Origin of the sequence: Aeromonas rivuli (assembly GCF_020149575.1) — a bacterium.
Taxonomy (GTDB): domain Bacteria; phylum Pseudomonadota; class Gammaproteobacteria; order Enterobacterales; family Aeromonadaceae; genus Aeromonas; species Aeromonas rivuli.
On record NZ_CP079742.1, the window covers coordinates 3,910,899 to 3,924,345 of the forward strand.

The window sequence follows — 13,447 nt, forward strand, 5'->3', positions numbered from 1 at the left end:
ATATCAATAGATGGATGACGAGCACCAAAACAGATTGTTTTATTAATTTACCCTTCGAGTTAAACCCTCCTGACAGATATGTTGGAACATGATGATAAATAACCATTCAAGGCATAAAAACCAATGAAAGCATCATCAAAAACCAAAAATTATCATTGTAAATCATCGCCATAACCATAAAGAGTCATGTGCGACATCACCAACCTTATTATACGGCTATTCACGTGTTACCAAACGCATATTAACCATTTAACCCATGCAAATGCAGGGTGTATAAGGGGAAATTCCATGAGCAGGATGCTTAATATTTTTCTTCCGCTACTGTTTACTCTGGCTTTATTCGCCTGTGGCGGAGGGGGTGGTGGCGGAGACGATAGTAACGCTCCCGATCCAGGCCCTGCCAAGAAATTAACCAGCCTCCAAATCACCACCAATCCCGTTGGCACCCAGGCTCGGGCCGAGATAGATCCCAAGATACCCCTAGGCATCGATACCCAGTATCAGGCGATAGGCGCCTACAGTGATGGCAGCACAGAGGATCTCACGACTAAGGTGAGCTGGAGCAGCTCTGACACCGCCATTGCCACCATAGATGAGAGTGGGCTGGCTAAAGCGATGGGCTTGGGGCAATCCACCATCACCGCCAGCTATCAAGGAGTAACCAGTAACAGCTCCATGTTTGAAGCTACCAGCGCCATCGTGACCAATATCCAGATCACGGCTCCCGCATCCAAGTTGGCCAAAGGGCTCAAACTGCAGCTAAAAGCCATGGCTACCTTCTCTGATGGCAGCAGCAAGGATATCTCTGCTCAAGCCAGCTGGATCAGCAATCAGCCGACCCTGTTGACAGTCGATGCCAAAGGGGAAGTCACTGGCAAGGCAAGCGGCACTGCCATTGTTACCGCCCACTTGCAAGAAGCGACGGGACAGATAAGCCTTTCCATCACCAATGCCACCGTGAGTCAGATCCAGATCACCCCCGCCAGTTTGACCCTGGCCAAAGGGATGGCGAAAAAGCTGACTGCCATTGCCACTCTCAGCGACCAGAGCACCCAAGACGTGTCCAGCCAGGTCGCCTGGTTGAGCAGCAATACCAGCATCGCCACCATCAGCACTCTGGGCCTTGTCAACGCCGTGGCAACTGGCAGTACCACTCTGTCTGCCAGCCTGCTCGGCGTTACAAAGAGCCTCAGTCTCACCGTCACCAACGCCACCCTCAATCAAGGCGGCCTGACCATTGCCACCCCACCTCTGACCCTGATCGCAGGCCTGACAGCTCAACTCGCCGCTACCGGCAGCTATAGCGATGGCACCACTGTGGATGTCACTGCCTCCGTCAGCTGGGTCAGCAGCGATCCCGCTGTCGCCACCGTCAGCCTGACCGGCCTGGTCACTGCCGTCGGCCCTGGCACTGCAACTATCACCGGGACGCTTGACGGGCAAACCGTCACCCTGGTGGTCACAGTCACTAACGCCACCCTCAACCCGAACGGTCTGTCGATCTCGACACCTCCCTTGACCCTGGCCGCCGGCCTGACAGCTCAGCTCGCAGCTAACGGCAGCTACGACGATGGTAGCAGCCTGGATGTGACGGCCAGTGTCAGTTGGACCAGCAGCGACCCGCTGGTTGCCACCGTCAGTCCCTCTGGTCTGGTCACCGCCGTTGCTCCTGGTACCGCCATCATCACGGGCACCCTGAGTGGCGAAACCGCAACCATTTTAGTCACAGTCACCAGCGCAGTCCTCAATCCAGGTGGACTCACCATCACAGTTCCGCCTTTGACGCTGGCCGCCGGTTTGACTGGCCAGCTAACAGCAACTGGCAGTTACAGTGATGGTTCCAGTGTGGATGTGACCGCCGATGTCAGTTGGACCAGCAGTAACCCTGCTGTTGCAACCGTGGGCCTCAACACCGGCCTGGTTACCGCCGTACTGCCGGGCTCTGCCACCATCACAAGTACCCTGGACGGACAGTCTGTTACCCTGCCGGTGACTGTCACCAACGCAGTCCTCAATCCCAATGGTTTGGTGATTACAACCTCCCCCTTGACCCTGGCTGCCGGCCTGACCGGTCAACTCACCGCCAGTGGTACTTATAGCGATGGCAGTGTTGTCGATGTTACAGCCGATGTCAGTTGGACCAGCAGTGACCCTGCTGTTGCAATCGTTGGCCTCAACACCGGCCTGGTTACAGCCGTACTGCCGGGCTCTGCCACCATCACAGGTACCCTGGACGGACAGACGGTTACCCTGCCGGTGACTGTCACCAACGCAGTCCTCAATCCCAATGGTTTGGTGATTACAATCCCCCCATTGACCCTGGCTGCCGGCCTGACCGGTCAACTCACCGCCAGTGGCACTTATAGCGATGGCAGTGTTGCCGATGTTACCGCCGATGTCAGTTGGACCAGCAGTGACCCTGCTGTTGCAACCGTTGGCCTCAACACCGGTCTGGTTACCGCTGTACTGCCGGGCTCTGCCACCATTACAGGTACCCTGGACGGACAGACGGTTACCCTGCCGGTGACTGTCACCAGCGCAGTCCTCAATCCCAATGGTTTGGTGATTACAACCTCCCCATTGACCCTGGCTGCCGGCCTGACCGGTCAACTCACCGCCAGTGGTACTTATAGCGATGGCAGTGTTGTCGATGTGACCGCCGATGTCAGTTGGACCAGCAGTGACCCTGCTGTTGCAACCGTTGGCCTCAACACCGGCCTCGTTAACGCTGTACTGCCTGGCTCTGCCACCATTACAGGTACCCTGGACGGACAGACTGTTACCCTGCCGGTGACTGTCACCAGCGCCGTACTCAACCCGGGTGGACTCGTCATCACAGTACCACCACTGACCCTGGCTGCCGGCCTGACCGGTCAACTCACCGCCAGTGGTACTTATAGCGATGGCAATGTTGTCGATGTGACCGCCGATGTCAATTGGACCAGCAGTGACCCTGCTGTTGCAACCGTTGGCCTCAACACCGGCCTCGTTACCGCTGTACTGCCGGGCACTGCCACCATTACAGGGACCCTGGGCGGACAGACTGTTACCCTGTCGGTGACTGTCACCAGCGCCGTACTCAACCCGGGTGGACTCACCATCACAGTTCCGCCTTTGACGCTGGCCGCCGGTTTGACTGGCCAGCTAGCAGTAACTGGCAGTTACAGCGATGGCTCCAGTGTGGATGTTACCGCCGATGTCAGTTGGACCAGCAGTGACCCTTCCGTTGCCACTGTCGGGCTGACCGGTCTGGTTACCGCTCTACTACCGGGCACTGCCACCATCACCGCAACTCTGGATGGTCAGAGCACGACTCTGCTAGTATCTGTGTCCAACGCAATGGTGATAAGTGTGAGTATTGATCCCGTTAACCCCTTGGCCGCGGGAACCACTGCCCAGCTCAAAGCCACGGCAACCCTCAGCAATCTGACGACGCTGGATGTCACCGCTCAAGCCAACTGGCAGAGCAGCGATCCGAGCGTATTCACAATCACCTCTACCGGGCTTGCCACCGGGGTGGTGCCAGGGAGTGCCACGGTCACTGTCAACGTGCAGGGCATCCCTGCCAGCCAACCGGTGACCGTCAGCAATGCGGTGCTGACCAGCCTAGTTGCCAGCTCAACCAGCAGCATTAACTTGCTGAACACGGTAAGGACTATCACCTTTACGGCGACAGGTCACTACTCGGATGGCAGTACTCAAGATGTCACCAGCAGTGCGGCTTGGCGCATGAATGGCGGTCTGTTGAGTCTGGGATTGGGTAACACTTATGTGTTGGTTATTCCTCTTGGCAGTACCAATTTCCAGGCCGAACTCAATGGAATATCCAGCAACATATTGAGTTTCCCAGGTCTGCTACCTTAACCACCCACAGCAACAAAAAGGGTCCTGCGGGACCCTTTTTCATGCCGAATAACAGCACGTTTTTTCGTTCAAAAATCCGCCACATTTAAGGCCCACTTCTGGTACAATGCGCGCCCTTAGCGCTACGCGCCCCCCATTTTTCCGAAATAGAGTCCTTTTGTGAACAACAGCGAATTTAGCAGCCTCAACCTCTCTCCTGCCCTGCTTGAGAACCTCGCCAGCCTGGGTTATCTGCAGATGACCCCGATCCAGGCGCAGAGCCTGCCCTTGGTGCTCGATGGTAAAGACCTGATCGCCAAGGCCAAAACCGGCAGCGGCAAGACTGCCGCCTTCGCCCTCGGCCTGCTCTCCCGGCTTAACCCAAACCGTCTCGACGTGCAGGGGCTGGTGCTCTGCCCGACCCGCGAGCTGGCGGATCAAGTGGCTCAGGAGATCCGTCGACTGGCCCGCACCCTGCCCAATATCAAGCTGGTAACCCTGTGCGGCGGCACCCCGACTGCACCGCAATCCGCCACCCTGGGTTTTGGTGCCCACATCGCCGTCGGCACCCCTGGTCGTATTCTCAAGCACCTGGAACAAGGCACCCTGGAGCTGTCCAGTCTGGAAACACTGGTGCTGGATGAGGCGGATCGCATGCTGGACATGGGCTTTGGTGAAGACATCAACAAAGTCATCAGCTATGCCCCCGAGCGCCGCCAGACCCTGCTCTTCTCCGCGACCTATCCGGAAGGAATTGCCCAGATGAGCCGTGGCGTGCAGCGCAATCCGGTCGAGGTGAGCGTCGAATCCCTCCACGAAGACAGCGCCATCGAACAGAAGCTCTATGAAGTGCCCGCCGGTCAGCGGCTCGAAGCCCTCAGCTGGCTGCTCAGTCACTATCAGCCGAGTTCCTGCGTGGTGTTCTGCAACACCAAGCGCGCCTGCAACGACGTGGCTGACCATCTGGCCGCCAAGGGGTTCTCGGCACTGGCGCTGAACGGCGATTTGGAGCAGCGCGAACGGGATCAGGTGCTGGTGCGTTTCGCCAGCGGCAGTACCTCCATTCTGGTTGCCACCGACGTGGCCGCCCGTGGCTTGGACATCAAGGAGCTGGGTGCCGTCATCAACTTTGAGCTGACCTATGACCCCGAGATCCACGTGCACCGCATCGGCCGTACTGGTCGCGCCGGTCAACAAGGCCTGGCCCTGAGCCTCTATCAGCCGAACGAAGCCCAGCGTGTCAACTTCATCGAAGAGTACCAGCAGGCCCCTATCCCCCATGGCGATCTGGCCAGCATTGGCCGCGAACTCAAGCCGATCGCCCCGTTGATGGTCACCCTCTCCATCGATGCGGGCCGCAAGAGCAAGGTGCGGGCCGGTGATATCCTGGGCGCCCTGACCGGTGAAGGCGGCATAGCCGGTAGCGACGTCGGCAAGATCCAGGTCTCCGAGCAATATTCCTATGTGGCGGTCAAACGTCAGGTAGCGAGCGTCGCCCTCAAGCGGCTGCAAGAAGGCAAGATTAAAGGCCGCACCTACCGCGCTCGCAAGCTGGGCTAAGGTTCAGGTTGTCGCCAGCTCCATAAACCACAGGCGCCCGTTGCAGGCGCCTGTGTCATCTTCCAACCAAGCCAGACCCCATGAGATGACCCATGTCACAACCCAATCCACCCGAAGTTAGCTGTCAGAACTGCGAGGCCTGCTGCTGTCGCCTCGAAGTGATGCTGTTTACCGACACCGGCGTGCCGGATCGCTATGTGGATGAGATAGAAGGACAGGTGCCCGTGATGCACCGGCTGGAAGATGGCTGGTGTGCGGCGCTGGACCGTAACACCATGATGTGCCGCATCTATGAAGTTCGCCCCCTCATCTGCCGCGAGTTCGAAATGGGCGAGCCCGACTGTATCGACGAACGGGACAAATGGTTTATCAAGCTGGAGTGAGCCCGCCCCGATCGCCGCTGGATCGCCCTCATCAATGAGGTGCCACAGCTACGAAGTACACCCCCCTCATCTGCCGCGAGTTCGAAATGGGGGAGCCCGACTGTGTCGACGAACGGGACAAATGGTTTATCAAGCTGGAGTGAGCCCGCCCCGATCGCCGCTGGATCGCCCTCATCAATGAGGTGCCACAGCTACGAAGTACACCCCCCTCATCTGCCGCGAGTTCGAAATGGGCGAGCCCGACTGCATCGACGAACGAGATAAATGGTTTATCAAGCTGGCCTGATCTGCCAAACCATTGCTCCGCCAGATACCTGTCCCCGAACTCCTTTGAATTTTTCCACTGTTGCCAGGCATCCCCAGCAAATCAGTCCCTCATTCAGAGCCTGAGGTAGAGCCTCGGCTCGCGGCCTGGACCCGGCGGTAATCTGTACAGTTGCGACTGACAAAATATTGCTGTTATCATGCGCGCGCCAAACCTTCCACTAGCAAGAAGGTTTCTATTTTTTTGCCGAGGAGTGTCATGTGAATAATAAGGACGTGAGTCATTACCAAAGGATCTGGCGCTGGCACTTCTACGCAGGTCTGTTTGTTGCCCCCTTTCTGATCCTGCTCTCCCTGACCGGGATCATTTATCTGTTCCAGCCCCAGCTGGATAGACTCATGTATTCCGAGCAACTCGTTGTCGTGCCGGGCGAACCCCGTATGGATGCAGACTTTCTGGTCAACAAGGCCCATGGCTCCTTGCCTGATAGCCAGATAGTGAAGTACATCCCGGCCCCGGCTCCGGATCGCAGCGACCAATTGGTGGTACGCCAACAGGATCGGGAACTGACTGTCTTCATCGATCCCATTCGTGGCACCCTGCTCGGCACCCAAGACAATCACTATAACTTGCAAGCCATTGCCCGTGCTCTCCATGCCGAGCTCATGCTGGGCACCATAGGCGATCGACTGATCGAGCTGGCGGCGGGCTGGGGGCTGGTACTGCTTGGCACAGGTCTCTACCTGTGGTGGCCACGCAAGGGACCCGGCATGCAGGGCTTGCTCTGGCCTAGGCGGGATCAGCAAGGCCGTCTCTGGTGGCGGGATATGCACGCAGTCGTCGGCTTCTGGGGGGCAGGTTTCCTCGTGTTGCTGCTCTTGACCGGCATGACCTGGACAGGTTTTTGGGGAGCTAAGTTCGCCGGGGCATGGAATAGCTTCCCGGCCCAGATGTGGGATCAGGTACCAAGCTCAACCCCGCTGGCTCGCAGCCTGAATCACGCTCACGAACAGACGGTTCCCTGGGCGGTGGAAACCCAGCCGATGCCGACATCGGTTGCTCACGACCAGGATGCAAACCAGGCACAGAACGCCGCCACGCAGGAGTCTCCCGCCCACGATCATAGCGCCATGAGCCATGCGAGCGGCCCGGCCGAGCCCGGTCGCATCAGCTGGCAGCAGGTGCTGGCAACTGCCGAGGGCCGCCAGGTGCAACCCGGCTATAGCATCACGCCGCCTTCAGGTTCCAAGGGTGTCTTCACTCTGGCGCTGTTTGCCGATGATCCCCGTCACGATGCCACCCTCCACCTGGATCAATACAGTGGCAAGGTGCTGGCAGATGTACGCTGGCAGGACTACAACCTGATCGCCAAGACGGTGGAAACTGGCGTCATGCTGCACATGGGCAAGATGTATGGCTGGCCCCACCAGTTGGCCATGCTGCTCATCTGCCTGATGGTCTTGCTGAGCGCGGTCAGCGGCCTCTGGATCTGGTGGCGTCGCCGCCCGGCTGGCCGACTCGGGGTACCTCCCCTGCCGACTCCCCTGCCCTCCCTGCGCGGAGCCCTCCTCTTGCTGGCCTTGCTCGGTCTCGCCTTCCCTCTGGTCGGCGCTTCCATGCTGGTCATCTGGCTACTCGACAGCCTGTTGCTGAGTCGCCTCGGGGCTCCCCTGGCCAAGTTGCGATAACCCCAGGTTGAAATTGGCCCCTTATGGGGCCTTTTTTATCCCTCCAACGCCAGAATTTGTCCGCTTTCACACTGCGCCCGCACGGGCATATGCCGGCAACCGCCCCTGCATCCCGAGGATGCGAACCCGTTCACTCCTCCCGGTCACTTTATCCCCAGCATGAACACTGGGCATGGGGGGGATTTTCCCCTATGGTGGCGAGCACGCAGGGATGTGTAACTGCAAGCCTGACCCGGAGGATGGGGTCGCATGAAAATGCGAATAAACCACTGTTTCGCCTCCTCGATTGCAACCTTTGCCCTTCTGCAGTGTCTTACCGACGACAATAAAATAATGCCTGAGGAAACAGGCATATATAGGCTCATATCAGGAACCCTTAATGAAACAGCTCAAACAGTGGCTAGGCCCTTTCTGGCCTTTTGCCTGCTTCTCTTTACTCGCTCTCGCCATGCTCAGCCTCTCTCGAATGGGACTGGCCCTCTGGCAGGAGGATCGCGTCAATGCCGTCGCTGGCTGGGGTCCCATGCTGCTGCAGGGGATCCGGGTCGACTTCGCCACCCTCTGCTGGCTGTGGGGCGTCCCCGCCATGTTCACCATGCTGCTGGCAGGTCCCCATGGGATAGGTCGCGCCTGGCTCGGGCTGATGCGTGTCTGGCTGACTCTGGGATTGTGGTTGATGGTCTTTCTCGAGATCTCGACGCCCTCCTTCATCACCGAATACGGTGTCAGACCCAACCGTCTCTACATCGAGTACCTCATCTATCCGAAAGAGGTGCTCTCCATGCTGTGGGCCGGTCGCAAGGCCGAGCTGCTGCTTTCTCTGCTGATCAGCCTGTTGACCCTCTGGGGAGGCTGGCGCCTGGCCGGGCATCTGCTCAAGGATCTGGCGCTGCCCCGCTGGTACCTGCGTCCTGCCTTCGCCTTGCTGATCCTGGCCATAGGTTTCCTTGGCGCTCGTTCCAGTCTGGGCCACCGCGCCCTCAATCCGGCCATGGTCGCCTTCGCTGACGACCCCCTGGTCAACGCCCTGACAGTCAACTCCTCCTACTCGCTGTTCTTCGCCATCAAGCAGTTAGGCAACGAGGAAGATGCGGCCAGCATGTATGGCAAGCTGCCGGATGAGCGGGTCATCGAGCTGGTCCGCGCCGAGAGTCGTCGCTCTGCTGCCGCCTTCGACTCGGCCAGTCTGCCGAGTCAGAGCTTCAACCCGGCCAGCCACCAGGGCAAACCGAAGAATCTGGTCATACTGCTGCAAGAGAGTCTGGGTGCCCAGTTCGTGGGTTCCCTCGGTGGTCTGCCGCTCACCCCCAATATCGATGCTCTAAGCAAAGAGGGTTGGGCCTTCAACCAGCTCTACGCCACCGGCACCCGCTCGGTACGCGGCATAGAGGCGGTGGTGACCGGCTTTACCCCTACCCCGGCTCAAGCCGTCGTCAAGCTGGGCAAGAGCCAGACCAACTTCTTCACCCTGGCGGATCTGCTCAAACAGCGTGGTTACAGCACCAGCTTCATCTATGGGGGTGAGAGTCATTTCGACAACATGCGCAGCTTCTTCCTCGGCAATGGCTTTAGTAAAATCGTCGAGCAGAAAGACTTCCTGAACCCCGTCTTTGAAGGTTCATGGGGCGCGTCGGATGAAGATCTGATGGCCAAGGCCAATGACACGTTCGAGGCCCTGCATAAGGAAGGAAAACCTTTCTTCAGCCTGGTATTCAGTTCCAGCAACCATGATCCCTTCGAGTTCCCGGACAACCGCATCGAGCTGTTTGAGCTGCCCAAGGCGACTCGCAACAACGCCGCCAAATATGCCGACTACGCCATCGGTGAGTTTTTCAAGCGAGCCAAGCAATCCGACTACTGGAAGGACACCCTGTTCCTCATCATCGCAGACCATGACAGCCGGGTCGGGGGCGCCAGCCTGGTTCCCATCCCTCGCTTCCATATTCCGGGCGTCATAGTGGGTGGCGGCCTGGCGCCCAAGCAAGATGCACGCATCGTCAGCCAGATAGACATGGCGCCGACCCTGCTCTCCCTGATGGGGGTCAGCGCCAGCTACCCCATGCTGGGGCAGGATCTGACCCGCACGCCAGACGACTGGCCCGGACGAGCCATCATGCAATACGACAAAAACTTCGCCCTGATGCGGGGCAAGGACGTGGTGATTCTGCAACCGGAGCAACCGGCCGAGGGGTTCGTCTATGACGCAACCAGGCAGACCCTGACCCCGACGCCCCAACCCGATGCCCTGAAAGAACAGGCTCTGGGACTGGCGCTGTGGGGCAGCATGGCCTATCAGAAAGGGCTCTATCGCACCGCACCTGAGGCTGAGACGACGCTCAAGGAGTAGCAGTCAGGAGGGCCATGGCCCCCATCAATAAAAAAACCCGCCAACTGGCGGGTTTTTTTATTGATCCGAGCTGGCTCAGGTTGTCAGAAAGCAGGGTAAAGAGCGGCTGAACCTGTGTTCGAATACCAGGGATGTCTCGAGGTGAACCACCTCTTCCCGGGAAGTGAAGTGATCGAACACGAAGTTGCGCAGGTGTTCCGTATCGGCAACGCACAGATGCACCAGGAAATCATCCTTGCCTCCCATGTGAAACAGGCTGATCACCTCGGGCAGCAGCAGGATGGCATCGCGAAACTCATCGATGATCTGGCGGCTGTGACGCGCCAGCTGCAAAGAGACCATGGCCTGGATATGCCCGCCAAGGGCCTGATGATCGACCTCGCAATGGGCCCCCTTGAGCACCCCATCTTGCTGCAATTTACGCACCCGCTCCAGACAGGTGGAGGGAGCCACCCCGACCAGGGCCGCCAAGTCCTTGTTGGTCATGCCAGCATCACGAAACAGGTGTGCCAGGATATCCAGATCCAGCTGATCCAGGTTTCTCATCTCTACTCCTTGAACCGATCAAATTGCTCCAACTCTGCCCGACAACCGAGCTAAACACAACGCAGAAGACGCCTGGTCACCCTTCAGGGTCGTGGCCATATGCAGGCGGTCGGTGTCAGGCCAGATGAAGGTAAATTCAGATTTATTCCTGAACCACCAAATAAATGTTTGCTTTTTGCACAAGTTAGCGACATAGTACGCGCCGGCTAGTTAATCAGCCCTGTTTATGTTTACCCTGCAATGCTTCACCTCACGATGAACCCTGTCAGTATCCGCATAACCTTCTTCTGATTTACTCGCCTTGAGAACCGTCAGGCTGTCTGCCTGCGTTGCCCGGCTCTCACGGTGCAGACCCGATCTGCCCACCCAAATGAACTATGCATCCGCATACTCTTTTGCGCATTCCTTGAAAAGTGCAGACGCCCCTCATCAGGGCTGGGTATTCCTGCGCGCTTGTCGACCACGCTGCCGACCGCGTCCATTAACCTGACATTTGCCAACACAAGGAGCAAACACTTAATTTATATAGAGAAATACCATGATGAAAGCCATACACACACACAAACCCCTGCGTCGTAGCAAGCCCATCAACTTGCCACCCATGGATCCGAGCCCCGGCTACCTGATCCAGTTCAATACCCGTTTCAGCGGTGGCTTTGCCATCCAGTGCGACGGCTTCCCTGCCGAGTTCTCCATCGAAGACCTCGACTAACCGGGTTCATATAGCCGCCAGCCGAAACAGACAGGCCACCCCAAGGGGTGGCCTGTTGCGTATCGAGTCTGCTACTTTCAGCCGGCAGGCTCGAGCAGCAGGCACTCGTCAGCATCCTCGCTCAATCTGATCAGACCACGTTGCACCAATCCCAGCTTGGCCAGCAGTGCCAGTGAGCTCTGGTTGCCCGGCGTGACGATGGCGATGACCCGCACAATCCCCAACCTTTCCCGACCATCCTGCAGGGCCGCCTTCGCCGCTTCTATGCCATACCCCTGACCGCGATAGGCGGGCAGGAAGGCATAACCTATGTCTTCGCAGGGCAGGGTATCGCGTTTGACCAGCCCGCAGATGCCAAGCTTGGCCCCATCACTCTTGCGCGCCACCAGGTAGAGGCCAAAACCATGCTGGCCATAGCTCACCCTGGGACCCTGCTGAATATATTGCTCGGCCCCCGCCAGATCGCGCACACCGCGATCGCCGATGAAATGATGAAAGTCGGGATCATTGAGCAGTTCAAGAATGAAGGGGGCATCACTGGCATCGAGTTCGCGCAGGGACAGGCGATCGGTGTGGATCATGGTTCTCTCGTGGCTTGAAGGCAGAAATTGAGGCCCTCAAGCCTGCACCCGAGGGGGACAGATGACAAGCAGCACACCCTGAAATCCTGGCCTGGATCGGGTTTCCTGCTGGCCCAGTTCGCCCCTTGACCTGGGTTTCACCACGCGGGCCGGACTCGGCATCTCAGGCAGGCTATAATAGCGGCCCTTGTTTTCCACCCTGCCCACGCCGGGCGCCAAGAGCCAGACCATGACCGACCATAACCAAGATGCCACCGAATTTTTCGACGAACAGACCCTGCTGGAAACAGTGGAGAACCAGCTGGCCGAGGGCAATCCGCTCCAGGTCAAGGCGACCCTGATGCGCCTCACCATGAAGGGCATGGCCCGGGAAGAGGCGCTGCAATATATCGCCTGCGCCCTCGGTGCCGAGCTGATGGCGATGGATGCAGATCAGGGACCCTTCAACCTGGTTCGCTATGGCCAGTTCCTGGACAGCCTGCCAGAGATGCCCTGGGCCGAATAATCTCTTGCCTGGGGCAAGGGTCAGCCATGCCTCAGGGGAGCATCCGCTCGGCAACCAGGTAGAATTCCCCCGCAACCATTATCATTACTCCCACCGGATTGAGGAGATGTGAACATGCGCTGGCAAAACCGTCGTGAGAGCAACAATGTCGAGGATCGCCGCCAACAGGGGGGCGGCAACGGAGGGGGGCTGCCCATCGGCGGCAAGGGACGCTTGATCCTGCTGGTGGTGGTCATGGTTGCCGGCTACTACGGGGTGGATCTCAGCCCGCTGCTCAATGGCACTGATCCCAGTCAGTCGGTGGCGCAGCAACCCGCTCCCAACAAGCAGGGCACAGCCCCCGCCAACGACGAGCTGGCGCGTTTCACCTCGGTGATGCTGGCCTCGACCGAAGATACCTGGGAGCAGATCTTCCAGGCATCCGGCAGCCAGTATCAGCCCCCCAAGCTAGTGCTCTATCGCGGCGCGACTCGCACCGGTTGCGGTCAGGGCCAGTCGGTGATGGGGCCCTTCTACTGCCCGGCTGACAAGTCCGTCTATATCGATCTCTCCTTCTATCAGGACATGAAAACCAAGCTGGGGGCCGATGGCGACTTCGCCCAGGGTTATGTGGTCGCTCATGAAGTGGGTCATCACGTCCAGAATCTGCTCGGTATCTCTACCAAGGTACGCAAACAGCAGCAGGGACTGAGCCAGGTTCAACAGAACCAGCTGTCGGTCAGGCTGGAGTTGCAGGCTGACTGCTTCGCCGGGGTCTGGGGACATCAGATGGAACGCGAGCAGATACTCGAGCGCGGTGATCTGGAAGAGGCGCTCAATGCCGCCCAGGCTATTGGGGACGATCGCCTGCAGCAGCAAGGCCAGGGGCGCGTGGTGCCAGACAGCTTCACCCATGGCAGCTCGGCCCAGCGCCTCGAGTGGTTCAAGCGCGGCTTTGACAGCGGCGATCCTGGTCGTTGCAACACCTTCGCCAATCGCTGACCTGATGGAAAAAAGGGCCGGATCCCGCCAGGATCC

General features: G+C 58.6%; 10 protein-coding genes and 1 pseudogene. 9 read left to right on the forward strand and 2 right to left on the reverse strand.

Annotated elements, in window-relative coordinates; all coding sequences use genetic code 11:
• Positions 1 to 288: 288 nt before the first annotated feature.
• From KYK33_RS17990 to KYK33_RS18020, 6 genes and pseudogenes are all read left to right on the forward strand, one after another.
• Positions 289 to 3,864, forward strand: coding sequence for a beta strand repeat-containing protein (locus KYK33_RS17990; RefSeq protein WP_224431397.1), 3,576 nt, complete (start codon positions 289 to 291; stop codon positions 3,862 to 3,864).
• A gap of 159 nt (positions 3,865 to 4,023) precedes the next feature.
• A complete protein-coding gene (gene dbpA / locus KYK33_RS17995; RefSeq protein WP_224431398.1) occupies positions 4,024 to 5,403 on the forward strand; it encodes an ATP-dependent RNA helicase DbpA in 1,380 nt (459 codons plus the stop codon).
• Between the two features lie 92 nt (positions 5,404 to 5,495).
• On the forward strand, positions 5,496 to 5,786 hold the full coding sequence (locus KYK33_RS18000; RefSeq protein ID WP_224431399.1) for a YkgJ family cysteine cluster protein: 291 nt from the start codon (positions 5,496 to 5,498) through the stop codon (positions 5,784 to 5,786).
• A gap of 40 nt (positions 5,787 to 5,826) precedes the next feature.
• Positions 5,827 to 5,929 (forward strand): annotated as a pseudogene (locus tag KYK33_RS18005) (YkgJ family cysteine cluster protein); the annotation flags it as partial.
• Between the two features lie 382 nt (positions 5,930 to 6,311).
• Positions 6,312 to 7,739 carry a PepSY-associated TM helix domain-containing protein gene (locus KYK33_RS18015; RefSeq protein WP_224431400.1) on the forward strand — a complete coding sequence of 476 codons (1,428 nt, stop codon included), beginning with the start codon at positions 6,312 to 6,314 and terminating at the stop codon, positions 7,737 to 7,739.
• 379 nt (positions 7,740 to 8,118) lie between these two features.
• Positions 8,119 to 10,086 carry an LTA synthase family protein gene (locus tag KYK33_RS18020; protein ID WP_224431401.1) on the forward strand — a complete coding sequence of 656 codons (1,968 nt, stop codon included), beginning with the start codon at positions 8,119 to 8,121 and terminating at the stop codon, positions 10,084 to 10,086.
• 75 nt (positions 10,087 to 10,161) lie between these two features.
• On the opposite strand, the gene KYK33_RS18025 is transcribed toward KYK33_RS18020, so the two are convergent.
• The gene (locus KYK33_RS18025) at positions 10,162 to 10,632 is read right to left on the reverse strand and encodes an Lrp/AsnC family transcriptional regulator (protein ID WP_042001133.1); all 471 of its coding nucleotides are present in this window, start codon (positions 10,630 to 10,632) and stop codon (positions 10,162 to 10,164) included.
• A 538-nt stretch (positions 10,633 to 11,170) separates the two neighbouring features.
• On the opposite strand from KYK33_RS18025, the gene KYK33_RS18030 reads away from it, so the two are divergent.
• Positions 11,171 to 11,344 (forward strand): hypothetical protein, encoded by a 174-nt coding sequence (locus KYK33_RS18030; RefSeq protein ID WP_198135319.1) that lies wholly within the window; start codon positions 11,171 to 11,173, stop codon positions 11,342 to 11,344.
• 77 nt (positions 11,345 to 11,421) lie between these two features.
• Here KYK33_RS18030 and KYK33_RS18035 read toward each other — a convergent pair whose 3' ends face one another.
• On the reverse strand, positions 11,422 to 11,925 hold the full coding sequence (locus KYK33_RS18035; protein WP_224431402.1) for a GNAT family N-acetyltransferase: 504 nt from the start codon (positions 11,923 to 11,925) through the stop codon (positions 11,422 to 11,424).
• Between the two features lie 229 nt (positions 11,926 to 12,154).
• Here KYK33_RS18035 and KYK33_RS18040 point away from each other — a divergent pair, with 229 nt between their 5' ends.
• Entirely contained in the window at positions 12,155 to 12,430 is a 276-nt protein-coding gene (locus KYK33_RS18040; protein ID WP_042044336.1) for a hypothetical protein, read from the forward strand.
• A 114-nt stretch (positions 12,431 to 12,544) separates the two neighbouring features.
• Positions 12,545 to 13,411 (forward strand): KPN_02809 family neutral zinc metallopeptidase, encoded by an 867-nt coding sequence (ypfJ, locus tag KYK33_RS18045; RefSeq protein WP_042044337.1) that lies wholly within the window; start codon positions 12,545 to 12,547, stop codon positions 13,409 to 13,411.
• Positions 13,412 to 13,447 lie beyond the last annotated feature (36 nt).

Coding starts and splice junctions, on each gene's coding strand:
- KYK33_RS18000 (WP_224431399.1), top strand. CDS start 5,496: ATGTCACAACCCAATCCACCCGAAGTTAGCTGTCAGAACTGCGAGGCC.
- KYK33_RS17990 (WP_224431397.1), top strand. CDS start 289: ATGAGCAGGATGCTTAATATTTTTCTTCCGCTACTGTTTACTCTGGCT.
- ypfJ (WP_042044337.1), top strand. CDS start 12,545: ATGCGCTGGCAAAACCGTCGTGAGAGCAACAATGTCGAGGATCGCCGC.
- KYK33_RS18020 (WP_224431401.1), top strand. CDS start 8,119: ATGAAACAGCTCAAACAGTGGCTAGGCCCTTTCTGGCCTTTTGCCTGC.
- KYK33_RS18040 (WP_042044336.1), top strand. CDS start 12,155: ATGACCGACCATAACCAAGATGCCACCGAATTTTTCGACGAACAGACC.
- KYK33_RS18025 (WP_042001133.1), bottom strand. CDS start 10,632: ATGAGAAACCTGGATCAGCTGGATCTGGATATCCTGGCACACCTGTTT.
- KYK33_RS18035 (WP_224431402.1), bottom strand. CDS start 11,925: ATGATCCACACCGATCGCCTGTCCCTGCGCGAACTCGATGCCAGTGAT.
- KYK33_RS18030 (WP_198135319.1), top strand. CDS start 11,171: ATGATGAAAGCCATACACACACACAAACCCCTGCGTCGTAGCAAGCCC.